The following is a 26,526-nucleotide window of genomic DNA, read 5'->3' as shown; positions in this document are numbered from 1 at the left end:
TTCTCCGACGAGTCGAACCCTTTGAACCATGAGGCCGGGACTTTTCATCGAATCCCCCTCACCCGGCGCTCCGCGCCGACCTCTCCCCGCAAGCGGAGAGAGGTGAAGTGCAACCCATGATGGCCGTCTTCACCTCGCCCCGCGGCAGCGGGGAGAGGTCGGATCGCGTCAGCGATCCGGGCGAGGGGCTCTTGATGCGTCCGCACCCAATTCCGGCGTCGACGCGCGATCATGCCCCGCCCTCGCGCTTCTTCATGCGCGGATCGAGCGCGTCGCGGGTCGCGTCGCCGATCAGGTTGATGGACAGGATGGCGACCGACAGCATCAGGCCGGGCCAGAAGATCAGCGACGGCTTGATCTGGAACACGGCGCGGCCCTCCGCCATGATGTTGCCCCAGGTCGGCGTTTCCGGGCTGATGCCGGCGCCGAGGAAGGACAGGATCGCCTCGGTGAGAATCGCCGAGGCGCAGATATAGGTGCCCTGGACGATCAGCGGCGCGAAGGTGTTCGGCATCAGGTGCCGCCACAGGATCTTGGGCAGGCTCGAGCCGATGGCGATCGCCGCCTCGACATAAGGCTCATCCCGTGCGCTCAGCACCACCGAGCGGACCAGCCGGACGACACGGGGAATCTCGGGGATGACGATGGCGATCAGCACGGTCTTGAGGTTGGCGCCCGACAGCGAGATCACGGCGATGGCGAGCAGGATGCTCGGGATCGCCATCAGTCCATCCATGATGCGCATCACCACGGCGTCGACCCATTTGAAGAAGCCGGAGACGAGGCCGATGGCGAGGCCGATGGCGACGCTGACGACGGCGGCGCCGATGCCGATCAGCAGCGATATCCGGCCGCCATAGAGAATGCGCGACAGCAGGTCCCGGCCGTAGGCGTCGGTGCCCAGGGGAAATCCGTCTCCGGGCGGCTTGAGCCGCAGCGCCGGGGCGAGCTGCAGCGGGTCATGCGGCGCCAGCCAGGGCGCGAACACCGCCGAGGCAACGACCAGCAGCAGACAGACCGTGGCTGTGGTGACGATCGGGCTCGCGGTGAGAAAGTTCAGCCGCGTGGCGCGCGGCAGGGCAAGGGCGACCGGCGCGGTATCGGGCATGGGTTCGAGCGCCATCAGTAGCGAATCCGCGGATCGAGGGCAGTGTAGGCGACGTCGATGGCGAGGTTGATCGCCACATAGAGGCCGCTGGTGAGCAGGATGACGCCCTGGATCACAGGATAGTCGCGCGCCAGCACCGCATCGACGGTGAGGCGGCCGATGCCGGGCAGGTTGAACACGCTTTCGGTGACGACGACGCCGGAGATCAGGAGGCCGAAGCCGGTGCCGATCACGGTGATGACCGGCACCGCGGCGTTGCGCAGGGCGTGTTGCAGCAGGACCGGCAGTTCGCCGAGACCCTTGGCGCGTGCGGTGCGGATATAGTCCTCGCCGAGCACGTCGAGCATCGAGGCGCGGGTCATGCGCGCGATCAGCGCGATATAGATGAACGACAGCGCGAGCGTCGGCAGCAGCGCGCGCTCGAAGAACGGCCCGATCCCCTTGCTGATGCTGCGGAAGCCCTGCACCGGCAGCCAGCGCAGGTCGATGGCGAAAACCTGCACCAGCACATAGCCGACGACGAACACCGGCACCGAGAAGCCGAGCACGCTCAGCCCCATGACGAAGCGGTCGATAAAGGTGCCGTGACGCCACGCCGCCACCACGCCGAGCGGCACGGCAACGGCGACGGCCAGCACGATGGTGGTGATCGCGATGCTGAGCGTCGGCTCGAGGCGCTGATGGATCATGGTCAGCACCGGCACATTCGAGATCAGCGACACGCCGAGATCGCCGTGGAGGATCTTGCCGATCCAGGTGATGAACTGGATGTGCAGCGGCTCGTTCAGACCGAGCGAGGTGCGGATGCGATCGAGTTGCTCCGGTGTCGCCATGTCGCCGGCGATGATGGCCGCCGGATCGCCCGGCGTCAGCCGCAGCAGCAGGAAGACGAACAGCGCCACGATGCCCATGACGGGAATCGAGGCGAGCAGGCGACGAACGAGATAGGCGAACATGTGCTGCCTTCAGTTTCGCGCGGAGTTGGGCGCCGAGCCGCCCTGCGGATCACGCGCCGGGCGATCGCCGTGACGGCCAAGGATTGGAGAGAGGGCAGAGGACATGACGCTCTTCATGCTATTTCGCTGATTTCAGGCAGCAAATACTGTGCCAACCCGGCTTGCGCTGCAAGCGCTTCTGGTTTTCTGCACAGGGCTCTGCCGCACTGCCGCGAAGCGGCCGGCTACTCCAGGACCGCGAGCAGGCCGGCCATCAGCCGCCCGCGCTGGGCGAGGCTCTCAACCTCGATATGTTCCTGCAGCGTATGGGCGCCGTCGCCGCGGACGCCGAGGCCATCGAGGGTGGCGATGCCCATGGCGCCAGTAAAATTGCCGTCGGAGCCGCCGCCGGCGCTGCTGTGGGTGAGTTCGATGCCGAGCGTCCTGGCGACGCGTCGGGCGGTCTCGAACAGCGCCATGGTCTTCTCGCCGGGTTCCCACACCGGCCGCGTCACGCCGCGGGTGACGGTGAAGGTCACCTCGTTCTCCGTTCCGGACAGCGCCAGCATGCGTTCGACGCCGCGATCGAGATCCGCCTGGCGCTTGGCCATGCTGAGCGCCTCGCCGGTGCAGTGCGAGGCGACGCAGTTGACCCATTGGCCGCCATGGACGATGCCGACGCTGAAGGTGCAGTCCGCGGTGGTCATGCCGTCGATCTCGATGATCCGCCGCGCCATTTCCCGGATGGCGGAACGCCCGGCGGCAAGCGTTGCGCCGGCATGGCTCGGCTTGCCGGCGGCCTCGAGATTGAAGCGGGCGATGGCGTAGCGCCCGGTGACGACGCCGGTCTCGCCGCGCGCCGGCTCCGGCACCAGCACATATCTGTTGCGGGCGGCCTCGGCTTCGATCAGATCGCGGGTCGACGGTGTGCCGACCTCTTCATCCGGCGTCAGCAGGAACGTCACCGGCAGCGGTGTCGCGATCGCGGCGCGCTGCAATTGCCGCACCGCCTCGAGCGAGAGGTAATTGCCGCCCTTCATGTCGAGGATGCCGGGCCCGTAGCAACGGCTGCCGTCGCGCCGGAACGGCAGCTGCGCCAGCGTGCCGATCGGGTGCACGGTGTCGAGATGGCCGGCGATCAGAAGGCCCGGCGCGCCCTGCTTCGGATGAGGAAAGCGCGCGCGGACGCAGCCCGCGAAGCCGCCGCGACCGGCGATGCGCTCGATGTTGGCGCCGGCGAGGGCGAAGTCGCGGCAAGCGAGGTCGAGCATGCGTTCGACCGCGGCCGCGTCCCATGTCGGGCTCTCGCATTCGACCCATGGCCGCAGGCCCTGCAGCATCACGTCGGCATCGAATGGCAGTTTGGACGGATCCATCTCGCTCGCACCTTGCATTTTTTCGCTGCGCATCGTTGCTCGATGGCGCCGGCAGGATATCGATCCGCGTTGGGCGCACAATGGAAATCGCGTCGCTTTGCATTCGCGCCACGCATGGCGCTGCGGCGCCGCTGCGTCGACGTCGGGCGATGGCGCATGCGTCAAATCCGGATTGACGCTTCACGCGCTTGATGCAAGTCTCGATTTGTCATCGCGCTCAATGCGTTATGCAGCAGTGCTCTGCACAATTAGTCGCCGTGATGCCCAATCGATAGCCGTGTGACGGCCAATCGTGTGACAGCCAATGAGGAGATCGTCGATGTCGTTCGTCCCCCGTGTCAGCATCCCGCCGCAGGGTAGGTCTGTCTTTCATCATGCAAAGCGCGGCACGGCGCTGGGTGCGCTGCTGGTGGCGGCCGCGCTGGCATGGTCGGGCCTGATCGGCGCGAGCCCGGCGCAGGCCAAGACCAAGACGCTGGTCGCGGTGATGCATTCCGACTTGCGGGTGACCGACCCGATCATCACCACCGCCTACATCAGCCGCGATCACGGCTACATGGTCTACGACACGCTGCTGGCGACGGATGCCAACTTCAAGGTCCAGCCGCAGATGGCGGACTGGAAGATCTCCGACGACAAGCTCACCTATACCTTCACGCTGCGCGACGGATTGAAGTGGCACGACGGCAAGCCGGTGACCGCCGAAGACTGCGTCGCCTCGCTCAAGCGCTGGGCGGCGCGCGACGGCATGGGCCAGAAGCTGATGGACTTCACCGCCAGCCTGGAGGCCACCGATGCCAAGACCATCACGCTGAAGCTGAAAGAACCCTACGCCCTGGTGCTGGAATCGATCGGCAAGCCGTCGTCGGTGGTTCCCTTCATGATGCCCAAGCGCATCGTCGAGACGCCGCCGGACAAGCCGATCACCGAGCAGATCGGCTCCGGCCCCTTCAAATTCGTTCAGGCGGAATTTCAGCCCGGCGTGAAGGCCGTCTATGTCAAGAATGCCGATTACGTGCCGCGCAAGGAGGCGCCGAGCTGGACCGCCGGCGGCAAGGTGGTGAAGGTCGATCGTGTCGAGTGGGTGACGATGGCCGACGCGCAGACCGCGGTCAACGCGCTGCAGTCGGGCGACATCGATTTCGTCGAGCAGCCGTCCTGGGACATGCTGCCTGTCCTGGAGAAGGACAACGAGCTCGTCGTCAGGACTCTCAGCGAGATGGGCTTCCAGACCATCGGCCGGATGAATTTTCTCTATCCGCCGTTCGACAATGTCAAGGTGCGGCGGGCGGCCCTTCTCGCCCTGCGGCAGAAGGATGTGCTCGATGCCATGGTCGGCAATCCGAAATACTACAAGCTCTGCGGCGCCGTGTTCGGCTGCGGCACGCCGCTCGCCACCGATGTCGGCTCGGAGAGCCTCGTCAAGGGCAACGGCATGGACGCGGCGAAGAAGGCGCTCGCCGAGTCGGGTTACGACGGCACTCCCGTCGTCATCATGGCGCCGGGCGACGTCGTCCAGCTCAAGGCCCAGCCGATCGTCTCGGCGCAGCTGCTGCGCGAGGCTGGCTTCAAGGTCGACGTCCAGGCGACCGACTGGCAGACCGTGGTGACGCGCCGCGTCAGCCAGAAGCCGCCGAAGGAGGGCGGCTGGAACATGTTCTTCACCAATTGGGCCGCTCCGGATATCGCCAATCCGGTCGCCAATGTTTCGGTCGGCGGCAGGGGCAAGAACGGCGGCTGGTTCGGCTGGGCGGAAGACGCCAAGATGGAAGAACTGCGTGACGCCTTCGTGCGCGCCAAGTCGCTTGACGAGCAGAAGAAGATCGCGACCGAGATCCAGGCGCGCAATTACGACCAGGTGATCTACATCCCGCTCGGCCAGTTCACCCAGCCGAGCGTCTGGCGCAAGGAGATCACCGGACTCATCGTCGGGCCGGCCACCCCGGTGTTCTGGAACGTCGAGAAGAAGGACGACTGAGCGCGCAAGTCGCAGCGCGCCGCGTCCGCCCGTCACCCGGATCGCTGATGCGATCCGACCTCTCCCCGCAAGAGCGGGGAGAGGTGAAGGCAATGCCTCGCCCCATCGTCACCTCGCCCCGCTTGCGGGGAGAGGTCGGCGCGAAGCGCCGGGTGAGGGGGGCCAGATGCGAGACGCCGATCGCGGGACGAGGTGAGAACGAGGAGATCGACGCCGCTATCCCCGCGGCTCGATCGGCGTCGAACCGCGCAGGCCGAGAATGTCCTCCAGCACCCGGGCGCCGGCGAGCAGGCCGGCTTCGGCGCGCGGCGGCGCGACGATCTGCAGGCCGACCGGCAGGCCCTCGGCGGTGAAGCCGCAGGGCAGCGACAGCGCCGGGCAGCAGGTCACCGTGATGGCATAGACGATGGCCAGCCATTCGACATAGTTGTCGAAGCGATGGCCGGCGCATTCGGCGAGATAGCGCTGCTCGACCGGGAAGGCGGCGACGATGGTCGCCGGCGCCAGCAGGAGATCGTAGTCGGTGAAGAAGGCGAGCATGCGCGAGGCGAGTGCGAGGCGCTGGGCTTCCGCCTTGGCGATCTCCTCGACCGAAAGAGCGAGCCCCTTTTCGATGTTCCAGATCACCTCGGGCTTGAGCAGGTCGCTGTGCTCGCGCAGCAGCTCGGCCTTGGTGACGGCGAAGTCGAAGGCGCGCAGGGTCTGGAAGCAGTCGTGGGCCTCGCGCAGGTCCGGATGGGCTTCTTCCACGATCACGCCGGCCTTGGCGAAGGCTTCCGCCGCCTTGCGGGTGATGGCGGCGACTTCGGGATCGACCGGGGTGATGCCGAGATCGGGCGAATAGGCGACCTTGCGCGGCTTGCGTCCGGAGCGCGCCGCGGCGAGGAAGGAGGTGGGCGGCGTCAGCAGCGACAGCGGATCGGCGGCGCTTTCCCCGACCATGGCGTCGAGCAGCAGCGCGCAATCCTCGACGTTGCGGGCCATCGGGCCCTGGACGCTGAGGCTGCGATCGATCTTGAATTCCGGGGTATGGGCGACGCGGCCGACGCTCGGCCGCAGCCCGACGACGCCGCAGAAGCTCGCCGGGTTGCGCAGCGAGCCGCCCATGTCGGAGCCATGGGCGACCCAGGCCGTGCCGCTGGCCAGCGCCGCGGCGGCGCCGCCGGAGGAGCCGGCGGCCGAGCGCGCCAGATTCCACGGATTGCGGGTGGCGCCGAAGACCTCGTTGAAGGTGTTGGCGCCGGCGCCGAACTCCGGCGTGTTGCTCTTGGCGTAGACCAGCCCGCCGCTGGTCTCGAGCCGTTCGACCAGGATGTCCGACGTCTGCGGCACATGATCGCGGAAGATCGGCGAGCCCTGGGTGGTGAGGACGCCGGCGACGGCGGTGAGGTCCTTGATCGGCACCGGCAGGCCGGCCAGCACGCCGCGTTCGGCGGCCGGCCTCCTGACGAGGGCGTCGGCGGCGCTGCGGGCACGATCGAAGCACAGCGTCGGCAGCGCGTTGACCTTGCCGTCGACCTGCGCGATCCGCGTCTCCAGCACATCGAGCAGATCGTGCGGACGCAGCTCGTTGTCGCGCAGCCGCCGGACGAGGTCGCAGGCCGTTGCCTGCAGAAGCTCCTGATGAGAACCCACCATGCACCCTTCACATGTTTCGATGAGACCGGATGCTAACAAGTTTCCGCCGTGGCGAGAAACGCAAATCTTGCAGGTGGTCCTGTGCCGTTCCGACCTCAATCCGCCGGCGATGCCGCGCCTGCCGGGAGAGGCGCCGCCTTCTGCCGCACCAGGTCGTGGATGAAGCCGAGCTTGCCCATCACCGCCGGCGACAGCACGAAGGGATAGAGGTCGGGATGGCCCATGCAGCGGTTGATGCTGTTCATGGCGAAGGTGATCGGCACCCAGCCGTCGATGATGGTGTCAAATTGCGCGATCCTGTATGGATCGAAATCGATGCGGGCCTGGAGAATGCCGCCCTCGTCGAGCGGCGGTTCGACCTGGAGATGGAAGGCGCGCGCCATCTCCAGGGTGTCGATGATGTGGAGATAATGCGCCCAGGTCTCGGCGAAATCCTCCCAGGGATGGCAGGTGGCGTAGGCGCTGACGAAGCCGTTCTGCCAGTCCGACGGGGCGCCCGTACCGTAATGAATCCGCAAGGCCTCCTGATAGTCGCGCCGCTCGTCGCCGAATGTCGCGCGGAAGGCATCGAGCTCGTTCTGGCCGCGCACCAGGCGGCCCCAGAAATAGTGGCCGACTTCATGGCGCAGATGGCCGAGCAGGGTGCGATAGGATTCGCCCATCTGCGCGCGCCGCCGCTCGCGTTCGGCGTCTTCGGCCTCGGCGACGGCGAGCGTGATGACGCCGCTGTCGTGACCGGTCATCACCGGCGCCTGCGCCGAGGCGGGAAGCTCGGCGAGGAAATTGAACTGGAGTCCTCCCGCCTCCTGCGCGCGCGTCGCGAGCGGCAGGCGCAGCCGCAGCAAGGTGTAGAACAGCCGATGCTTGGCGATTTCGATCTTCCGCCAGTCGGTGAGGTTCTGCGGCTGCGACAGGTCCGGAATGATGCCGTTGTGGCGGCAGGCGAGGCAGAAGCGCTCGGTGGACGCGGCCGCAATCAGCCAGTTGCAGGCGCCATGGTCGGCGTTGGCACAGAAGCGATAGGCGGCCTCGTCCGCGGCAACGGATCGCCATTGTTCGCCGCCCGATTGCAGCGCGAGCAGCTGGTTCTGAACCGGATCGTAGCCGAGGACGTGGCCGCAGCGTTCGCACCGGGTATTTTCGAAATGCAGGAGCTGGGCGCAAACCGCGCATTTGAACAGGCGCATCGATGGAGGGTCCTCGTGACCGGACAGGAGGCAGACAACGGTTGCCGCCGGCAACGGTTCCGGCGCGCGGGAGCGTAATCCGGGGCTGCCGCTAAATCAGGCCGCGGCGGCCTTGGTTTTGGGCATCGTGCCGCCGTTGCCGGCATAATCGCGTCTTCGCCCCGCTGAGTTGCCGACAGCGCGTTGACAGGGTGCCGATTGCGCTCAACTCTGCCGGGGCCTCATCAACGCGGGACCTCAGCATTTGTCCATCCTCGTCTCGCTCCACCACCTCACGCGCTATGCCTATGACCGGCCGGTCGCGCTCGGTCCGCAGATCGTCCGGCTGCGGCCGGCGCCGCACAGCCGCACCCGCATTCCGAGCTATTCGCTCAGGATCACGCCGTCGAACCATTTCATCAACTGGCAGCAGGATCCGCACGGCAACTGGTTCGCGCGCCTCGTCTTCCCCGAGCCGACGGAGGTCTTCGCGGTCGAGGTCGATCTCACCGCCGACATGGCGGTGGTCAACCCGTTCGACTTCTTCGTCGAACCGTTCGCCGAGACCTTTCCCTTCGATTATCCCGAAGACCTCACCGGCGAACTCGCCGCCTACCGCATGCCCGAACCCGCCGGCCCGCGGCTTTCGGCGCTGCTGGCGCGCGTGCCGAAGGGGCCGACGCCCACGGTGTCGATGCTGGTCGAGCTCAATGCCCGCCTGCAGAAGGAGATCGCTTACGTCATCCGGATGGAGCCGGGGGTGCAGCAGCCGGAGGACACGCTCGCGCTCGCCTCGGGCTCGTGCCGCGATTCCGCCTGGCTCCTGGTGCAGATCGCCCGTCATCTCGGCCTCGCTGCGCGTTTCGTCTCCGGCTATCTGATCCAGCTGCGCGCCGACGTGACGCCGCTGGACGGTCCCGCCGGCACCACGCACGACTTCTGCGATCTCCACGCCTGGGCGGAGATCTACATTCCCGGCGCGGGCTGGATCGGCTTCGACGCCACCTCGGGCCTGCTTTGCGGCGAAGGCCATATTCCGCTGTTCGCCGCGCCGCATTACCGCTCGGCGGCGCCGATCTCCGGCATGGTCGAGCCGGCGGAGACCGCCTTCGGCTTCGAGATGGATGTCGCGCGCATCAATGAGGCGCCGCGGGTGACCTGGCCGTTCTCCGACGAGGCCTGGCAGCGGCTCGACGCGCTGGGCGAGCGCATCGACGGCGATCTGGCCGCGCAGGACGTGCGTCTGACCATGGGCGGCGAGCCGACCTTCATCGCCATCGACGATTTCCAGAGCGCCGAATGGAATACGGACGCGGTCGGTCCGACCAAGCGGCACTATGCCGACGATCTGGTGCGGCGGCTGCGCCGGCGCTTCGCGCCGCACGGCCTGCTGCACTACGGCCAGGGCAAATGGTACCCCGGCGAGAGCCTGCCGCGCTGGGCCTTCGCGCTCTATTGGCGCAAGGATGGGCTGCCGATCTGGCAGGATGCGGATCTCGTCGCCCGCGAACGCGACGCTCACGCGGCCGCCGTGCCGCAGGCCGCACAGTTCATCGCGACCATCGCCGCCCATCTCGGCCTCGATGCGCAGAACGTGCTGCCGGCCTATGAGGACCCGGCGCATTGGCTGCTCAAGGAAGGCGAGCTGCCGGTCGATGTCGACGTGCTCGATCCGCGCATCGACGATCCCGAGCAGCGCTCGCGCATGGTGCGGGCGTTCGAGCGCGGCCTCGGCACGCCGGCCGGCTATGTGCTGCCGGTGCAGCCGTGGAATGCGGAAGCGCGGGAGTGGCGCTGGCGCAGCGAGATCTGGCAATTGCGGCGCGGTCGTCTGTTCCTGATGCCCGGCGATTCCGCGATCGGCTGGCGGTTGCCGCTCGGTGCCCTGCCTTATGTCGGCGCCGCGGATTATCCCTATATCCATCAGCAGGACCCGACCCAGCCGCTGCCGCCGCTGCCGACGGCGGCGGAGCTGGCCCGCCTGCAGGTGGTGCCGCCGCCGCCCGTCGCAACGCCGCGCTCCGGGCCGGCTCCGGTCGCGGCGTCCGAGATCGGCGGCGTCGTCCGCACCGCGCTCACCGTCGAGCCGCGCGAGGGCGTTCTCTGCGTCTTCATGCCGCCGGTGGAGCGGCTCGAGGACTATCTCGCGCTGATCGCCATCGTCGAGCGCAGCGCCCGTGACTGCGGCCTGCCGGTGCATATCGAGGGCTATCCGCCGCCGGTCGATCCGCGGCTCAATGTCATCAAGGTGACGCCCGACCCCGGCGTCATCGAGGTCAACATCCATCCGGCGACGACCTGGCGCGAGGCGGTGGCGACCACCACCGCCGTCTACGAGGACGCGCGCCAGTGCCGCCTCGGCACCGACAAATTCATGGTCGACGGCCGCCATGTCGGCACCGGCGGCGGCAATCACGTAGTGATGGGCGGCGCGAGCCCGCCGGACTCGCCCCTCCTGCGACGGCCGGATCTGCTGCGCAGCATCCTGATCTACTGGCAGCGGCATCCCTCGCTGTCCTACCTGTTCTCGGGCCTGTTCATCGGACCGACCAGCCAGGCGCCGCGGCTCGACGAGGCGCGCCAGGACAGTCTCTACGAACTCGAGATCGCGCTCGCGACGGTGCCCGATCCGGCCGCCGGCGACATTCCGCTGTGGCTGGTCGACCGTCTGTTCCGCCATCTGCTCACGGACGTCACCGGCAATACCCATCGCGCCGAGATCTGCATCGACAAGCTCTATTCGCCCGACGGCCCCGCCGGCCGGCTCGGCCTGATCGAATTCCGCTCCTTCGAGATGCCGCCGGATGCCCGCATGAGCCTCGCCCAGCAGTTGCTGCTGCGGGCGCTGATCGCCTGGTTCTGGCGTGCGCCCCGGAGCGGCGACCTGGTGCGCTGGGGCACGGCGCTGCATGATCGCTTCATGCTGCCGCATTTCGTCTGGGCCGATTTCCTCGACGTCCTCGCGGATCTCGCATCGGCCGGCTATCGCCTCGAGCCGGCCTGGTTCGAAGCGCAGCGCGAGTTTCGCTTTCCCTTCTACGGCGCGGTGGACTATGGCGGCGTCCGGCTCGAACTGCGCCAGGCGCTCGAGCCGTGGCACGTGCTCGGCGAGGAGGGCGTGGCCGGCGGCACCGTCCGCTTTGTCGATTCCTCGGTGGAGCGGCTGCAGATCAAGGCCAGCGGGCTGGTGCCCGGCCGCCATGTCGTCAGCTGCAACGGCCGCCGCGTACCGCTGAGCGGGACCGGCGTCTCCGGCGAGGCGGTCGGCGGCGTGCGCTTCAAGGCCTGGCAGCCGGCATCGGGGCTGCACCCGACCATTGCGGTCCATGCGCCGCTGACCTTCGATTTGATCGACAGCTGGAGCCGGCGCTCGCTCGGCGGCTGCGTCTATCACGTCGCCCACCCCGGCGGTCGCAATTACGAAACCATGCCGGTCAACGCCTATGAGGCGGAGGCGCGGCGGCTGGCGCGGTTCCAGGATCACGGCCATACTGGCGGACCGGTCGATTCCCCGGCCGAGGAGCCGCCGGGCGAATTTCCGCTGACGCTCGACCTGCGACGACCTGTCCGGGCGCGATGATGGACGTATCGGCGGCGGCATGAATTGGACCAAGGCGAACCGAAGAGCGCATGACATTGGCCGCGGGCAGCCCCATTTCGCAGGTTTCCAAGGCCGACGGCTGGGCCGCCGCCCTGGCGGCCTACCGGCCGCTGCCCGGGATTCCCGATGAACTGATCGGCGCCGACGGCCAGCCGAAGGGGCACTGGCGCAACCTGCTCGGGCAACTGACCGCGGCGGAAATCGAGCATGGCTCCGCGCTCGCCCGCCGCTATCTGCGCGATCTCGGCGTATCCTACCGGGTCGGCGACGAGGCCAGGGAACGGATCTGGCCGGTGTCGAGCCTGCCGCTCCTGATCGAGCCTTCGGACTGGGACGAGATCTGCGCCGGCATCACCCAGCGCGCGGCGCTGTTCGAGGCCTTGCTCGCCGACGTCTATGGGCCCGGCCGTCTCGTCAGCGACGGCATCCTGCCGGCGGCGGTGGTCGGCGGCAGCCGCGAATTCATGCGGCCGCTGGTCGGCGTCACGCCGCCGGGCGGCCGCTGGCTGCATCTCTACGCCGCCGATATCGGCCGCGGCCCCGACGGCCGCTGGTGGGTGCTCAACGATCGCGCCCAGGCGCCGTCGGGCGCCGGCTATGCGCTGGAAAACCGGCTGGCGATGTCGCGGGCCTATCATGCCGCCTATGCCGGCATGAACGTGCAGCGGCTGGCGCCGTTCTTCCGCGCCTTCCGCGGCGGCCTCGCGGCCGCCGCCGACCGCTCGGAGCCGCGCATCTGCCTGATGACGCCCGGCCCCTACAGCCAGACCTATGCGGAGCAGTCCTACCTCGCGCGCTATCTCGGCTTCCTGCTGGTGGAGGGCGACGACCTCGTGGTCCACGAGGGCAAGGTGCATGTCCGCACCATCGCCGGATTGAAGCGGGCGGATGTGATCTGGCGGCGCGTCGACGCCGATTTCCTCGATCCGCTCGAGCTCAACGGCGCCTCGCGCCTCGGCGTGCCGCAACTGCTGTCGGCGATCCGCGCCGGCAACGTCACGGTCGCCAACATGCCCGGCGCCGGCTTCATCGAATCCCGCGCGCTGCTCGGCTTCGTGCCGCGTCTCGCCCGCCAGCTCACCGGCGAGGACCTGCGCATGCCCAACATCGCCACCTGGTGGTGCGGCCAGCCGCAGGCGCGCGACAAGGTGCTGGACAATCTCGACACCATGGCGATCGCCGGCGCCTTCGAGGGCAGCGTGCCCGGCTTCCCCGACCGGCAGAACCTGATCGCCTCCGATCTCGATCCCTCCGCCCGGGCCCGCATCCGCGCCGCCGTCGCCGGGCGCGGCATCGATTTTGTCGGCCAGGAGGTGGTGCGGCTGTCGACGGCGCCGGTGTTCGAGAATGAGCGCCTGGTGCCGCGCCCGTTCGTGCTGCGGGTCTTCGCCGCGGCGACGCCGGAGGGCTGGCACGTCATGCCCGGCGGCTTCTGCCTGATCTCCGACACGGCGGATGCGCGCGCGGTCAGCATGGGCGATGGCGTCCAGTCGGCCGATGTCTGGGTGGTGTCGCAGAGCCCGGTGGTGGCCGAGAGCCTGCTGCCGTCGCAGGAGAATGTCGCCATCCGCCGCATCCTCGGCAATCTGCCGAGCCGGGCCGCCGACAATCTGTTCTGGTTCGGCCGCTATCTCGAACGCGCCGAGGCGGTGCTGCGCATCGTCCGATGTCTCAGCGCCAGGACCACCGACCTCGATCTCGCCGCCGGCGATGCGGTCGAGCCGCTGCAGCGGCTCGGCGGGATGCTGGTCGCCTGGGGCGCGGTCGCCGTCGCTGACGCCAACGAGGATCTGCTGACGCGCCTCCTGGCGGCGATCGGCTCGGAAGCCGAATACGGTTCGGTGCTGTCCAGCCTGCGCATGGCCTATGGCGCGGCCTCGGTGATCCGCGAGCGCCTGTCGGTCGACAGCTGGAAACTGCTCGGCGTGCTCGAGGCCCAGCTTTCGGTGAAGGCGGGCGATTTCGCCACGGAAGCCGACGCCTTCGACGTCGCCGATCGGGCGCTGGTCAGCCTCGCCGCGCTGTCGGGCCTGTCGCAGGAGAACATCAACCGCGTCGCCGGCTGGCGTTTTCTCGACATCGGCCGCAGGGTCGAGCGGGCCATCAACACCTGCCGGTTCTCGCGCGTCTTCGCCGGCGACAAGGCCAGCGCCGGCGACCTCGACATCCTGCTCGACCTGATCGATTCCCAGATCACCTACCGCTCGCGCTATCTCGGCGGCGTCGCGCTGGCGCCGGTGCGCGACATGGCGCTGCTCGACCCGTTCAATCCGCGCTCGGTGAGTTTCCAGGTCAACCAGCTGCGCGACCACATCGCCACGCTGCCGACCCTGAGCGACGACGGCATTCCGGAGGAGCCCAGGCGCTTCATCGACCTGTTCGCCGGCGAGATCGCCAGCGTCAGCGCCAATGCGGTCGGCCCGTCCATGGTGCTCGGCTTCGAGCAGACCCTGATGCGCTTCGCCGATGCGGTCGCGGCGCGCTACTTCCTCCAGCGGCCGGGCGAATTGCGCTCGAGGACCAAGAGTGGGCTGGCGTGATCTACGACATCCGGCACGTCACCCGTTACGCCTATGAGCAGCGCGTCGCCACGGCGAAGCTGGCGTTGCGCCTGACCCCGTCCGATGGTGGCGGCCAGCATCGGCTCGGTCATGCGCTGAGCGTGCGGCCGGCGCCGCGCCAGTCGATCGTCGAGCGCGATTTCTTCGGCAACGACGTCACCGTGGTGCTGATCGATACCGCGCTGACCGAGCTGCGGATCGAAGCGACGGCGCGGGTGGAGGTGCAAAGGCCGGTGGGACTTCTCGCCGGCGCAAGCCCCGCCTGGCAGGCGGTGGCCGAGCGCGCCTTGAGCGTGACGACGCTCGATGCGCGCTCGCCGGTGCATTTCCTCTATCCGAGCCCGCGCATCGCGCTCTTCGAGGACATCACGGCCTACGCGGTCGCGAGCTTCGCCGGCGGCTGTCCCATCGTCGACGGCGCCCGCGATCTCGCCCGGCGCATCCGCCGCGACTTCGCCTACAATCCGAGCTCCACCGCGGTGTCGACGCCGCTCGAGGAGGCCTTCGCCCAGCGCAGCGGAGTCTGCCAGGACTTCGCCCATATCATGATCGCCGCGCTGCGCGGCCTCGGCCTGCCGGCGGCCTATGTCAGCGGCTACATCCGCACCATTCCGCCGCCGGGCGCGCAGCGTCTCGCCGGCGCCGATGCCTCCCATGCCTGGGTCGCGGTCTGGTGCGGCCCGGAGATCGGCTGGTTCGGCATCGATCCGACCAATGCGATCGACGTCGGCAACGATCACATCGTGCTCGCCACCGGACGCGACTTCTCCGACGTCTCGCCGATCTACGGCGTGTTTCTCGGTTCCGGCGCCCAGGCGCTCGATGTCGCGGTCGACGTCGTGCCGGTGGAGCAGGGGGGGATTGGAGACGACCGAGTCTGACCCGATGCGGATCTCGTACCGCTCGCCAAATGCGACCGGCGGCAGTCCGCTTATTTTCAGGATGCTTATATCAACAAGCTCCCCATCGGCCGTGAACCGCAGCCTTCAAAGCAGGCTTCAGGTACGTCAAGACGTATATGACCGTTCCAGGTCCTCTTAATTTTCATCAAGCGGTAAATCGATGGTTGATCGACAGGAGTTGAAGGCAGATTGTCGCAGCCGGGACCGGCAAAGCCAGTTGATATTTCGTGTGCGAAATATATCCTGGGGCCAATGACCGCTCCCGACCGTCGCCTCATTTTCCTGCTGAGCGTCGGCCAGCGCCGGCTGCAGCGCTGGACCGAGAAGCAGCTCGCCGAGCGTGGCCTGACCGCCGCCCAGGCCGGCGTGCTGTTCTGGCTCGGCAGCCATGACGGCGCGCTGATCGGTGATGTCGCCGCGGCGCTCGACATCGTGCCCTCGGCCATGACCGGGCTGATCGACCGCATGACGAGCGCCGGCCTCGTCGAGCGCAGGTCCGACGGCAGCGACGGCCGCGCCTGCCGGATTCATCTCACAGCCGCCGGCCGCCGTCTTCGCAAGCAGGCCGCGGCGCGCAGCGAAGCGCTCAATGCAGTGCTGACCGAGGGCTTCTCCGACGCGGAGATCGCCACCGTGTCGCGCTGGCTCGCCAGCCTGCAGACGAAATTTCCTAGAGACGTGACCTGAACACGACAGAAACGACCAGCAAGGACCGCGTTGATGACCGACCATGTGAAGACCGAATGCGACGCCGGCATCCTCACCGTGACGCTGTCGCGGGCCGACAAGAAGAATGCGCTGACCAATGCGATGTATGGCGCGTTGGCCGACGCGCTCGGCCGCGCCGAGAGCGATCCCGCCATCCGCGTCGTGCTGCTGCAGGGCGAGGGCGACAGCTTCACGGCCGGCAACGACCTGTCCGATTTCAGCGCGCAGTCGCGCGGCGAGCATCAGGGCGAGCGCCATGTGCTGCGGTTTCTCAACGCTCTTGCCTCCGCGACGCGGCCGCTGGTCGCTGCCGTGCAGGGCAATGCGGTGGGTGTCGGCACCACCATGCTGCTGCATTGCGACCTCGTCTATGTCGCCGACAGCGCGCGGCTGTCGACGCCCTTCGTCAATCTGGCGCTGGTGCCCGAGGCGGCATCGAGCCTGCTGATGCCGGCGCGCATCGGTTATGCCCGCGCCTTTGCCATGTTCGCGCTGGGTGAAGTCATCGACGGCGCCGGCGCGGCGGCGCTCGGCCTCGCCAACGCCGTGGTGCCGTCGGCCGAGCTGCACGCGAGGGCGCGGGCTGCCGCGGTCGCGCTGAGCAGGCGGCCGCTCGGCGCGCTCGCCGCGACCAAGCGCCTGATGCGCGATGCCGCCGTGATCGGCGGCCAGATGGATCGGGAAGGGGTGATCTTCCAGGAGAGGCTGAAATCGGCCGAGGCGCGCGAGGCCTTCGCCGCCTTCGCCGAGCGGCGTCAGCCCGACTTCTCCAAGCTGGCGGGCTGAGCCTCGCCCTCGGCGCGCGCGGCGGCGACCAGCCAGGCGCCGAACATCGTCAGCGTCGCATTGGCCGGCGCCCCCTCGGGCACCACCAGATAGAAGCCGGCGTCGGCCGGCAGCGCCATGTCGAAGGGCGCCACCAGGCGGCCCTTCTCCAGATCGTCCCGCACATAGGCGCTGCGGCCGATGGCGACGCCCATGCCGTCGATCGCTGCCTGCACGGTCATCAGCGACAGGTCGAAGGTCGGCCCCTGTCGGGCGCCGGCGGGCAGCGGCACGCCGAATACGGTCGTCCACAGCCGCCAGTCGTCGCTGTAGCCGGTGGTGTGCAGCAGCGTGGCGCGGGCGAGATCCTCCGGCTTGCGCAGGGCGTTCGGCCCCTGCAGCAGCGCCGGGCTGCACACCGGAAACAATTCATCGGCCATCAGCCAGGTGGCGTTGAGGCCCGGCCACTGGCCCCGCCCATAACGGATCGCCGCATCGACCCGGTCCTTCTTGAAGTCGACGAGGCTCGTCGAGGTCGTGATCCGCACGTCGATGTCGGGATGCCGCTCCTGGAAGGCACCGAACCGCGGCAGCAGCCATTTCGCGGCGAAGGAGGCGAGCGTGCTCACCGTCAGCACGCGGCCGTCGCTGCCCTGCTTCAGCCGGTCGGTCGCAAGGCGCAGATCCTGAAACGCCGCGCGGATGCCGGGCAGGTAGTCGCGCCCGGTGGCGGTGAGCGACAACGACCGGCCTTCGCGGACGAACAGCTTGACGCCGAGCTCGTCCTCGAGCCGGCGGATCTGATGGCTGATGGCGGTCTGGGTGACGTTCAGCTCGGCGGCGGCCAGCGTGAAGCTGCGGTGGCGCGCGGCGGCCTCGAAAGCTCGCAGGCCATTGAGGGAGGGCAGGCGCGGCATCGGGTTCCCGATCGCATGATATTATCTCATGAATCTGGGGAGAAAGTGTCGTTTGTCAACCGGCAGTGTCGGGCTGATCCTTCCGCTAATCACCCGTTGAAGGAGGCTGCGATGCCTTGCCTGCAGACGACGAACATGAGCTTTGGTCATGATCTTGGTCATGATGTCGGGGGTGATGGGACATCCCCCCTGAGCCGCATGGCGACCCTGCTGCGGACCTGGCGCCGGCGAGCCGCCGAGCGCCGCGAACTCGCCGCCTGGACCGAGCGCGACCTCAACGACGTCGCCCTGTCGCGCGGCGATGTCGTGTACGAGATCGACAAGCCGTTCTGGAGAGCATGACGTGACCCTCGCCCTGCCGGCTCCTGCGAATGCCGAGATGATCCCGCTGGACGACGTGCGCGCCCCGGTGCTGACGGCGCTGCCCTCAGGCCGCGTGCTGCTGATCCGGCCGGTCGCGCGCGCCGACGCCGGCGCGCTGCAGGCCTATTTCCGCGCGCTGACGCCGCGCTCGCGCTACGACCGTCTGGCCGGCGCCGGCAGCGAGCTGCCGGCGGGCGAACTGGCGCGGACCTTGGCGCAAGGCGAGGGCGGCCGTTTCGCGCTGCTGGTGGAGACGGTGGTCGACGGCTACCGCAGCCTGATTGCGGAGGCCCGCACCCATCTCGACGCCGCGCGGCGCAGCTTCGAGATTGCGCTGTCGGTGCATGATGCCTGGCAGCGCCAGGGGGTCGGCTCCGCGCTCTTGGCCGAACTCGAGCAGCGCGCGCTCGCCGACGACGCTGACGTGCTCGTCGCCGAGGTATTGCGCACCAACGACCGCAGCCAGGGCTTTCTGCGGCGGCATGGTTTTCATGCCGAAGGGATTCCCGGCGACTGGCGGATGCTGCGCATCGTCAAGCCGCTGGAGGACAGATTGCCGGACGCGCCAAGGCCACTAGTGCGGTGGATCTGACGCTCGTAGAGGTGCGCGCTGCAAGGGACGAACGTTAGAACCGGGACACTAGTGTCCCGTCTCCGAATTACCGCTTCGTTTGCCTCACCCTCGCACGGTCATTCGGAGACATCGGGACACTAGCAAAATCAAAAAGCTCGTGTGGCTTATGTCTCGCAATTGCCTACAGGGGCTTGCCGCAAAGGGCATAGGCAATTGCGAGACGCCACACTAGTGTCCTGTTTCCAACGTTCGTATCCCATTGCAGCAGGCGCTCATACGAACGTTGGAAACAAGGGGACACTAGCATCATTATGATTCTAGTGTGGTTTTGGATCTGACGCTCGTTCGAAGAACTCGCTGCAATACTGAAACGAGCGTCAGATCCACCACACTAGATCCGGCACGGCGGTCCGAACGGGTGGCTTGATCCGGCAACGGCGCCCGTCAGGGCGACGGCGAAAGCCGGGGAGCAACGACGGCTTGCGTCAGCCGCGCGCCGCGGTCCGCAGCCGCTCTTCGGGCTCCTCGCTCTCGGCGCCGGCGACGGCGCCTTCGGGCTCGGCCTTGCGGCGCGGGCTGATCCAGTTGGAGAGCTTGTCGAGATAGAGATAGACCACAGGTGTCGTGAACAGGGTGAGCGCCTGGCTCACCAGCAGGCCGCCGACCATCGCCCAGCCGAGCGGCTGGCGCAGCTCCGAGCCGGTGCCGTGGCCGAGCATCAGCGGCACGGCGCCGAGCAGCGCGGCCATGGTCGTCATCATGATCGGGCGGAAGCGCAGCAGCGCCGCCTGGCGGATCGCTTGCTCGCTCGACATCCCCTGGTCGCGCTCGCCGGCGATGGCGAAGTCCACCATCATGATGCCGTTCTTCTTGACGATGCCGATCAGCAGGATGACGCCGATCAGCGCGATCAGGCTGAAATCGTAGCCGCCGAGCATCAGGGCGGCGATCGCGCCCAGCGCCGCCGAGGGCAGCGTCGAGAGGATCGTCAGCGGGTGGATGTAGCTCTCGTAGAGGATGCCGAGGATCAGATAGACCACCACCAGCGCCGCGACGATCAAGAGCGGCACCGTGCTGAGCGACTGCTGGAAGGCCTGGGCCGTGCCCTGGAAGCGCATGGTCAGCGCGCCGGGCACCTGCAGCTCGCGCTGGGCCTGCTCGACCGCCTGCGTCGCCTGGCCGAGCGCCACGCCCTGGGCGAGGTTGAAGCTGATCGTCACCGCCGGGAATTGTCCCTGGTGGCCGATCGAGAGCGGCTGCACCGGCAGCGTCGTCCAATGCACGAAGGATGACAGCGGCACGTTCTGGCCGGTGGTTGGCGATTTGACATAGATCCGGTTCAGCGTCTCGAGATCGGCCTGCTGCGCCGGCGGCACCTCGAGAATGACACGATAGGTGCTGGTCTGGGTGAAATAGGTCGCCACCTGCCGCTGGCCGAAGGCGTCGTAGAGCGTATCGTCGATCACCTGGGGCTGGATGCCGAGACGCGAGGCCTGGTCGCGGTCGATGGTCAGCGTCAGGGTGTTGCCCTGGGTCTGCTGGTCGGTGGCGACGTCGCGCAGCTGCGGCAGGGTCTTGAGCTTGTCGAGGATCTTCGGCGCCCAGCTGTTGAGCTCGTCGAGATCGGCGTCCTGCAGCGACATCTGGTACTGGGTGCGCGTCGCGCGGCCGCCCATGCGGACGTCCTGGGCCGCCTGCAGGAACAGCCGTGCGCCTTCGACCTTCTCGGCCTGCGGCCGCAGCCGGGCGATGATCTGGTCGGCGGAGACGTCGCGTTCGTCACGTGGCTTGAGCGAGATGAACAACCGCCCGGTATTGAGGGCGTTGGCGCCGCCGCCGCCGATCGCCATGGCGACGCTGGCGACCGCCGGGTCAGCCTGGACGATGGCGCCGAGCTCCTGCTGCTTGCGCAGCATGTCCTTGAAGGAGATGTCCTGCGAGGCCTCGGTCTGGCCGGTGATCAGGCCGGTGTCCTGCTGCGGAAAGAAGCCCTTGGGGATGATGATGAAGAGGGCGATGGTCGCGGCCAGCGAGATCAGGAACACGGCGAGCGTGATGCGCCGGAACTTGAGCGCGCGGTCGAGCATCCACTCGTAGCCGGCAAGCATGCCGTCGAAGACGCGTTCGCTGGCATTGTAGATCCGGCTATGGCTCTCGTGGCCGGTATGCGGCTTGAGGAAGCGCGAGGCCATCATCGGCGTCAGCGTCAGCGACACGAAGGCCGAGACCACGATGGTCATCGACAGCACCACGGAGAATTCCCGGAACAGGCGGCCGATGATGCCGCCCATCAGCAAGAGCGGGATCAGCACCGCGATCAGCGACAGGCTGATAGAGAAGATGGTGAAGCCGATTTCGCTGGCGCCTTTGAAGGCGGCCTTCATCGGGTTCTCGCCTTCCTCGACGTAGCGGCTGATATTCTCCAGCATGACGATGGCGTCGTCGACGACGAAGCCGACCGAGATGGTGAGCGCCATCAGCGACAGGTTGTCGAGGGTGTAGCCCGTCATCCACATCAGCGCGCAGGCGCCGAGCAGCGCCAGCGGCACGGTAATGCCCGGAATGATGGTGGCCCAGACGTTGCGCAGGAACGCGAAGATGACCGCCACCACCAGCAGGATGGTGATGGCCAGCGTGAACTGCACGTCCGCGACCGAGGCGCGGATGGTCTGGGTGCGGTCGCTGAGCACGTCGATCTTGATCGCCGGCGGCAGCGCCAGCTCCAGCTGCGGCAGCGCCGCCTTGACGCGATCGACCGTCTCGATGACGTTGGCGCCGGGCTGCTTGAAGACGACGAGGAAGATGCCGCGCTTGCCGTTGGCCCAGGCCGCCTGCTTGACGTCCTCGGGTCCGGCGACCGCCTCGCCGACATCGCGGATGCGCAGCGGCGCGCCGTTGCGATAGGCGAGGATGACGTCGTTCCAGTCCTTGGCGATCGTCAGCTGGTCGTTGGCGTAGATGGTATAGGCGCGCTTGTCGCCGTCGATGGCGCCTTTCGGGCCGTTGACCGTGGTCACCGCGAGCTGGCTGCGGACATCCTCGAGCGACAGGCCCTTGGTCGCGAGCCGGCCCGGATCGATCTGCACCCGGATCGACGGCTTCTGCTGGCCGCCGATGGAGACGAGGCCGACGCCGGGCAGCTGGCTGATCTGCTGGGCGATCTTGGTCTCGACATTGTCGTCCGTCTCGATCAGCGGCATCGAGTCCGAGGTTGCCGACAGCAGCAAGATGGGCGAATCCGCGGGGTTGACCTTGCGGTAGGTCGGCGGGCTCGGCAGGTTTTTGGGCAACAGGCCGCTGGCGGCGTTGATCGCCGCGCCGACGTCGTTGGCGGCGCCGTCGATATTGCGGTTGAGGTCGAACTGGATGGTGATCGAGGTCGAGCCGAGCGAGCTCGTCGAGGTCAGCTCGGCGACGCCGGCGATCTGCGCGAACTGGGTTTCCAGCGGCTGGGCCACCGACGAGGCCATGGTGTCGGGGCTGGCGCCGGGCAGGCTGGCGCTGACCTGGATGGTCGGGAAGTCGATCTGCGGCAGCGGCGCCACCGGCAGCTGCGGATAGGCGATCAGGCCGACGAACAGCACGCCCGCCATCATCAGCGAGGTGGCGATCGGGCGTTTGATGAAGGGGCTGGAGAGACCGCCGTCGCTCATTACCGGGCGCTCCCGACCGTGGTCTGGTGCTGGGCGCTGCCCACCGTGGCCTGATCGGCACTGGTGGCGGTCACCGTCACCCCGTTCTGAAGCCGATACTGGCCGGACACCACGACGTTTTCACCGGGCGAGATGCCCTTGGTCACGACCACGCTGTCATTGTTCTGCTCGCCGATCTCGACCTTGCGGAAATTCGCCTTCTGCTTGTCGTCGATGACATAGGCGAACAGCCCCTGCTGGCTGTGCTGCACGGCCGACTGCGGCAGCGCGATCACGTTGTCCAGCGTGTGGACCGGCACCTTGACGACGACCGCGAGGCCCGGCCACAGGGCGTTGTCCTGGTTCTCGAAGGTGGCCTTGATCTGGATCGTGCCGGTGGTCGCGTCGACCTGGTTGTTGACGACGGCGAGGGTGCCTTCGGCGAGCTTGCGGGCGCCGTCGGCCGAATAGGCGATCGCCTGCACCGGCCCCTTCTGCATGACGGCGTTGATGTCGCTGATCTGCTTCTCGGGCAAGGTGAAGACGGTGGTGATCGGCTGGACCTGGGTGATGGTCACGATGCCGTTCTGGCTCGAGGCATTGACGATGTTGCCCTGGTCGACGAGGCGGAAGCCGACGCGGCCGGTGATCGGCGAGCGGATGTTGGTGTAGTCGAACTGGGTCTGGGCGTTCTCCAGCGCCGCGGCGTCGGCGGCCACCAGCGCGGTGTTCTGCGCCACGGCCGCGGTCTGGGTATCGAGCTGCTGGCGTGAGGCGAAGCTCTGCTGGGCGAGGGTCGAATAGCGCTGCAAATCGAGCTGCGCATTGTGCAGCGTCGCCTCGTCCTGGGCTTTCTTGGCGGCGGCCTGGTCGACGGCGGCCTTGTAGGGGCGGGGGTCGATCTGCGCCAGCAGGTCACCCTGCTTCACGATCTGGCCTTCCTTGAACAGGATCTTGATGACTTCGCCATCGACCCGGGTGCGCGCCGTCACCGAGTTGAAGGCCTGCACCGTGCCGAGGCCGCTCTGCACCACGGGAAAGGAGGTCGGCCTGGCGGTGGTAATGGTGACGGGTACCGGCGCCGGGCCGCGGCCCTTGGCGCTGTCGGCGGACTTGTTCGGTCCATACAGTCGCCCATAGCCGGCATAGAGGCCGGCGCAGACCACGAGGAGGAGGGCGATGAAAAACCAACGTCGAGCCGTCATTGACCGTCTATCCAACCATCTCACCAGAAGACGTCGCATCAAGATGACGCTTGGCGGGATGACAAGCATCCCGATCATACGCCAGTCACATTGCGGGCCTGCGGGCCGTTGCAGCAGTCGCGTGCCCGCATCCGGACATTAATCTGATCTCGCTGCGATGCGAAACGGCCAAAGGTCGATTCTTGCGAAGATGTAATATTATTTAGTCTTTAATCCGGTTTCAGCCGGCCTGACCAGGCGCTCCGGTTGCCGGGGTGAATGGCGCTCACGGCGTAGCGATCCGGATGTGGACGCCTTCAAATTTCCGCGAGACCATTAACTCTCTCCGGCGCGGCAGGCTTGCCGGCAGCGGTATTGCCGTCACCAGCATCGCCGGCGAGTGTCCCGTCTCCGAATGACCGCTTCGTTTGCCTCACCCTCGCACGGTCATTCGGAGACATCGGGACACTAGCAAAATCAAAAATCTCGTGTGGCTTATGTCTCGCAATTGCCTACAGGCGCGCTGTGCCAGTCAGGCGTCGGTAACAACAGCGATGGATCGGCCGAGACGCCGGCCCCGACCACACACCGTCGTCCTCCGCTTCACGCGGAGGACCCAGTACTCCGTGTCGTCGCAATCGGGCACCGCGGCGGACGCTCTGCCCTTCGCCATCGGCACGGCGTACTGGTTCGCCCGCTTGAAGCGGGCGATGACGGCGGAGAGCGCGGCAGGCGCGCTGTGCCAGTCAGGCGTCGATAACAACAGCGATGGGACGGCCGAGACGCCGGCCCCAACCACACACCGTCGTCCTCCGCTTCACGCGGAGGACCCAGTACTCCGTGTCGTCGCAATCGGGCACCGCGGCGGACGCTCTGCCCTTCGCCATTGGCACGGCGTACTGGTTCGCCCGCTCGAAGCGGGCGATGACGGCGGAGAGCGCGGCAGGCGCGCTGTGCCAGTCAGGCGTCGATAACAACAGCGATGGGACGGCCGAGACGCCGGCCCCAACCACACACCGTCGTCCTCCGCTTCACGCGGAGGACCCAGTACTCCGTGTCGTCGCAATCGGGCACCGCGGCGGACGCTCTGCCCTTCGCCATCGGCACGGCGTACTGGTTCTCCCGCTCGAAGCGGGCGATGACGGCGGAGAGCGCGGCAGGCGCGCTGTGCCAGTCAGGCGTCGATAACAACAGCGATGGATCGGCCGAGACGCCGGCCCCAACCACACACCGTCGTCCTCCGCTTCACGCGGAGGACCCAGTACTCCGTGTCGTCGCAATCGGGCGCCGCGGCGGACGCTCTGCCCCTCACCACCGCCACGGCGTACTGGTTCGCCCGCTTGAAGCGGGCGATGACGGCGGAGAGCGCGGCAGGCGCGCTGTGCCAGTCAGGCGTCGATAACAACAGCGATGGATCGGCCGAGACGCCGGCCCCAACCACACACCGTCGTCCTCCGCTTCACGCGGAGGACCCAGTACTCCGTGTCGTCGCAATCGGGCACCGCGGCGGACGCTCTGCCCTTCGCCATCGGCACGGCGTACTGGTTCGTCCGCTTGAAGCGGGCGATGACGGCGGAGGTTATGTCGGCGCCTCGGTCCTGACTTTATCTCTGCAGAAGGCGATGACGGCGGAGAGCGCGGCTGGCCGCGGATGCTGTCAGCTGCTAGCGAACAGCTGCTCCACCGCCGCCGCCAGCGCGAACAGGCGCGCATCGTCGCCGCCGCGGCAGGCCAGCATCAGGCCGACCGGCGCCTCGCCGGCGCGGTGAACCGGCAGCGAGACGGCGCAGCCGTCGATCAGGTTGATCAGCGTGGTGTTGCGCAGCGCCAGGATGTTGGCCCTGGCATAGGCCTCGTCGGTTGAAAGATCGGCGATGCGCGGCGGCACGATGGCGGCGGTCGGCAGCACTAGGGCGTCGAATGGCGCCAGCTGCGCTTCGGCGGCGGCGACGAGCGTCTTGCGGTCGGCGAGCAGCGCGAGATAATCGGCGGCCGTGGCGTCGGCGCCGCGCATGATGCGGCTGATGACCCGCGGATCGTAGAGGTCGCGCCTGGTTTCGATCAGCGGCTTGTGCCAGGCATAGCTTTCCATCGCCGGGAAGCCGCCTTTGCTGCTCATCGGCGGAATTTTTGCGAATGCATCGAAGGCGACGTCGCTGACCCGCACGCCCGCTGACGACAGGCGCGACAGCGCGGCCTTGAACGTGGTCGCGACCTCGGGGTCGAGATCGTCCATGGCCAGCGTCTGCGGCACGGCGAGGCGCAACCCGCCGAGCGGCAGTTCATCGACTTTTGACTCCTTGGCGCCGCTCATCAGCGCATGCAGGCTGGCGCAGCAGCGCACCGAACGCGCCAGCGGCCCGGCGGCGTCGAGCGAGGGGGCGAGCGGTACGATGCCGTCCTGCGGCATCAGCCGCGCGGTGGGCTTGTAGCCGACGATGCCGGTGAAGGCCGCCGGGATCCGGCTCGAGCCGCCGGTGTCGGTGCCGATCGCGGCATGGGCCATGCCGTCGGCGACCGAGACCGCCGCGCCCGAGGACGAGCCGCCGGGCACCCGCGGCGTCGCGCGCTGCCAGGGGGCGGCGGGCGTGCCATAATGCGGATTGATGCCGAGCCCCGAATAGGCGAACTCGGTCATGTTGGTGCGGCCGATGACGATGAAGCCGGCGGCCCGCAGCCGGACGATCACCTCGGCGTCCTGCGCCGCCGGTGCGGCATCCGCCAGCACCTTCGAGCCGGCGCGGGTGACTTCGCCGGTAACGTCGAACAGGTCCTTGACCGAAATCGGAATGCCGGCGAAGCGCGAGGGCGCGGCGCCCGCCGCCCGCAGGCCGTCCATGGCGTCGGCGGCGCGACGCACCCGCGCGGGATCGACCGACACAAAGGCGCGCGCGCCTTCGCCGCCCTGATCGGCGATGCGGGCGAGACAATCTTCAACCAGCGCCCGGCTGGTGGTACGGCCGTCAGCCAGGGCAGCGGCAAGCGCGTCGAGGGTGGGAAGGGCGGTGGACACGGCGGAACTCCACGAGAATCCGAAAGAAAAGGAGCGCGGATGCTACTGACTGTCATGGGGAAGGCAAGGCGGCCGTGACGCATCCGCGCACAGGGTGCCATCCCG

The 26,526-nt window shown here is 67.8% G+C and carries 17 protein-coding genes; 8 read left to right on the top strand and 9 right to left on the bottom strand.

Annotation, left to right across the window (positions count from 1 at the left end):
* Positions 1 to 229 precede the first annotated feature (229 nt).
* The 3 genes from DB459_RS26740 to DB459_RS26730 form a co-directional block, all read right to left on the bottom strand.
* Complete coding sequence (locus tag DB459_RS26740; protein WP_253710324.1) at positions 230 to 1,123, bottom strand: ABC transporter permease; 894 nt, start codon at positions 1,121 to 1,123, stop codon at positions 230 to 232.
* Complete coding sequence (locus DB459_RS26735) at positions 1,123 to 2,064, bottom strand: ABC transporter permease (RefSeq protein WP_253710322.1); 942 nt, start codon at positions 2,062 to 2,064, stop codon at positions 1,123 to 1,125. The genes DB459_RS26740 and DB459_RS26735 overlap by 1 nt, the downstream gene beginning before the upstream one ends.
* A 224-nt stretch (positions 2,065 to 2,288) precedes the next feature.
* A complete protein-coding gene (locus DB459_RS26730) occupies positions 2,289 to 3,419 on the bottom strand; it encodes a M20/M25/M40 family metallo-hydrolase (RefSeq protein WP_253710320.1) in 1,131 nt (376 codons plus the stop codon).
* Positions 3,420 to 3,906: 487 nt separating this feature from the next.
* Between DB459_RS26730 and DB459_RS26725 the strand changes: the two genes are divergently transcribed.
* The gene (locus tag DB459_RS26725) at positions 3,907 to 5,397 is read left to right on the top strand and encodes an ABC transporter substrate-binding protein (protein WP_371927015.1); all 1,491 of its coding nucleotides are present in this window, start codon (positions 3,907 to 3,909) and stop codon (positions 5,395 to 5,397) included.
* A 216-nt stretch (positions 5,398 to 5,613) separates the two neighbouring features.
* Here DB459_RS26725 and DB459_RS26720 read toward each other — a convergent pair whose 3' ends face one another.
* Together DB459_RS26720 and DB459_RS26715 are read right to left on the bottom strand one after the other, a co-directional pair.
* Complete coding sequence (locus DB459_RS26720) at positions 5,614 to 7,035, bottom strand: amidase (protein ID WP_253710316.1); 1,422 nt, start codon at positions 7,033 to 7,035, stop codon at positions 5,614 to 5,616.
* 95 nt (positions 7,036 to 7,130) lie between these two features.
* Positions 7,131 to 8,222 (bottom strand): putative zinc-binding metallopeptidase, encoded by a 1,092-nt coding sequence (locus DB459_RS26715; RefSeq protein ID WP_253710314.1) that lies wholly within the window; start codon positions 8,220 to 8,222, stop codon positions 7,131 to 7,133.
* 244 nt (positions 8,223 to 8,466) lie between these two features.
* Here DB459_RS26715 and DB459_RS26710 point away from each other — a divergent pair, with 244 nt between their 5' ends.
* The 5 genes from DB459_RS26710 (at position 8,467) to DB459_RS26690 (ending at position 16,759) form a co-directional block, all read left to right on the top strand.
* On the top strand, positions 8,467 to 11,781 hold the full coding sequence (locus DB459_RS26710; RefSeq protein ID WP_253710312.1) for a DUF2126 domain-containing protein: 3,315 nt from the start codon (positions 8,467 to 8,469) through the stop codon (positions 11,779 to 11,781).
* Positions 11,782 to 11,831: 50 nt separating this feature from the next.
* Complete coding sequence (locus tag DB459_RS26705) at positions 11,832 to 14,342, top strand: circularly permuted type 2 ATP-grasp protein (protein ID WP_253710310.1); 2,511 nt, start codon at positions 11,832 to 11,834, stop codon at positions 14,340 to 14,342.
* Entirely contained in the window at positions 14,339 to 15,244 is a 906-nt protein-coding gene (locus tag DB459_RS26700; RefSeq protein ID WP_253710308.1) for a transglutaminase family protein, read from the top strand. The genes DB459_RS26705 and DB459_RS26700 overlap by 4 nt, the downstream gene beginning before the upstream one ends.
* 273 nt (positions 15,245 to 15,517) lie before the next feature.
* On the top strand, positions 15,518 to 15,952 hold the full coding sequence (locus DB459_RS26695; protein ID WP_253710306.1) for a MarR family winged helix-turn-helix transcriptional regulator: 435 nt from the start codon (positions 15,518 to 15,520) through the stop codon (positions 15,950 to 15,952).
* A gap of 33 nt (positions 15,953 to 15,985) precedes the next feature.
* A complete protein-coding gene (locus tag DB459_RS26690; RefSeq protein WP_253710304.1) occupies positions 15,986 to 16,759 on the top strand; it encodes an enoyl-CoA hydratase-related protein in 774 nt (257 codons plus the stop codon).
* Here DB459_RS26690 and DB459_RS26685 read toward each other — a convergent pair.
* Positions 16,729 to 17,655, bottom strand: coding sequence for a transcriptional regulator GcvA (locus DB459_RS26685; protein ID WP_253710302.1), 927 nt, complete (start codon positions 17,653 to 17,655; stop codon positions 16,729 to 16,731). The two genes, DB459_RS26690 and DB459_RS26685, sit on opposite strands and share 31 nt — an antisense overlap.
* 198 nt (positions 17,656 to 17,853) lie before the next feature.
* Here DB459_RS26685 and DB459_RS26680 point away from each other — a divergent pair, with 198 nt between their 5' ends.
* Both DB459_RS26680 and DB459_RS26675 read left to right on the top strand, forming a co-directional pair.
* Complete coding sequence (locus DB459_RS26680; RefSeq protein WP_253710300.1) at positions 17,854 to 17,997, top strand: DUF1127 domain-containing protein; 144 nt, start codon at positions 17,854 to 17,856, stop codon at positions 17,995 to 17,997.
* A 1-nt stretch (position 17,998) separates the two neighbouring features.
* Positions 17,999 to 18,610, top strand: a complete 612-nt coding sequence (locus DB459_RS26675; protein WP_253710298.1) for a GNAT family N-acetyltransferase — start codon at positions 17,999 to 18,001, stop codon at positions 18,608 to 18,610.
* Between the two features lie 467 nt (positions 18,611 to 19,077).
* Here DB459_RS26675 and DB459_RS26670 read toward each other — a convergent pair whose 3' ends face one another.
* The 3 genes from DB459_RS26670 to DB459_RS26660 form a co-directional block, all read right to left on the bottom strand.
* Positions 19,078 to 22,245, bottom strand: a complete 3,168-nt coding sequence (locus DB459_RS26670; protein ID WP_253710296.1) for a multidrug efflux RND transporter permease subunit — start codon at positions 22,243 to 22,245, stop codon at positions 19,078 to 19,080.
* A complete protein-coding gene (locus tag DB459_RS26665; RefSeq protein WP_253710294.1) occupies positions 22,245 to 23,429 on the bottom strand; it encodes an efflux RND transporter periplasmic adaptor subunit in 1,185 nt (394 codons plus the stop codon). Before DB459_RS26665 ends, DB459_RS26670 begins: the two co-directional genes overlap by 1 nt.
* A gap of 1,636 nt (positions 23,430 to 25,065) precedes the next feature.
* Positions 25,066 to 26,421, bottom strand: a complete 1,356-nt coding sequence (locus DB459_RS26660) for an amidase (protein WP_253710292.1) — start codon at positions 26,419 to 26,421, stop codon at positions 25,066 to 25,068.
* Positions 26,422 to 26,526: the final 105 nt, after the last annotated feature.

The sequence above is a fragment of the Bradyrhizobium sp. WD16 genome, from assembly GCF_024181725.1.
Classification (GTDB): domain Bacteria; phylum Pseudomonadota; class Alphaproteobacteria; order Rhizobiales; family Xanthobacteraceae; genus Bradyrhizobium_A.
Note: the sequence above shows the minus strand (reverse complement) of the source record. Positions and strands in the feature narration are given on the sequence as shown.

What these genes read in the sequence shown, in the direction of transcription:
- DB459_RS26740 (WP_253710324.1), bottom strand. Translation starts at nt 1,123, where the DNA reads ATGGCGCTCGAACCCATGCCCGATACCGCGCCGGTCGCCCTTGCCCTG.
- DB459_RS26735 (WP_253710322.1), bottom strand. Translation starts at nt 2,064, where the DNA reads ATGTTCGCCTATCTCGTTCGTCGCCTGCTCGCCTCGATTCCCGTCATG.
- DB459_RS26730 (WP_253710320.1), bottom strand. Translation starts at nt 3,419, where the DNA reads ATGGATCCGTCCAAACTGCCATTCGATGCCGACGTGATGCTGCAGGGC.
- DB459_RS26725 (WP_371927015.1), top strand. Translation starts at nt 3,907, where the DNA reads ATGCATTCCGACTTGCGGGTGACCGACCCGATCATCACCACCGCCTAC.
- DB459_RS26720 (WP_253710316.1), bottom strand. Translation starts at nt 7,035, where the DNA reads ATGGTGGGTTCTCATCAGGAGCTTCTGCAGGCAACGGCCTGCGACCTC.
- DB459_RS26715 (WP_253710314.1), bottom strand. Translation starts at nt 8,222, where the DNA reads ATGCGCCTGTTCAAATGCGCGGTTTGCGCCCAGCTCCTGCATTTCGAA.
- DB459_RS26705 (WP_253710310.1), top strand. Translation starts at nt 11,832, where the DNA reads ATGACATTGGCCGCGGGCAGCCCCATTTCGCAGGTTTCCAAGGCCGAC.
- DB459_RS26695 (WP_253710306.1), top strand. Translation starts at nt 15,518, where the DNA reads ATGACCGCTCCCGACCGTCGCCTCATTTTCCTGCTGAGCGTCGGCCAG.
- DB459_RS26690 (WP_253710304.1), top strand. Translation starts at nt 15,986, where the DNA reads ATGACCGACCATGTGAAGACCGAATGCGACGCCGGCATCCTCACCGTG.
- DB459_RS26685 (WP_253710302.1), bottom strand. Translation starts at nt 17,655, where the DNA reads ATGCCGCGCCTGCCCTCCCTCAATGGCCTGCGAGCTTTCGAGGCCGCC.
- DB459_RS26680 (WP_253710300.1), top strand. Translation starts at nt 17,854, where the DNA reads ATGGCGACCCTGCTGCGGACCTGGCGCCGGCGAGCCGCCGAGCGCCGC.
- DB459_RS26670 (WP_253710296.1), bottom strand. Translation starts at nt 22,245, where the DNA reads ATGAGCGACGGCGGTCTCTCCAGCCCCTTCATCAAACGCCCGATCGCC.
- DB459_RS26665 (WP_253710294.1), bottom strand. Translation starts at nt 23,429, where the DNA reads ATGACGGCTCGACGTTGGTTTTTCATCGCCCTCCTCCTCGTGGTCTGC.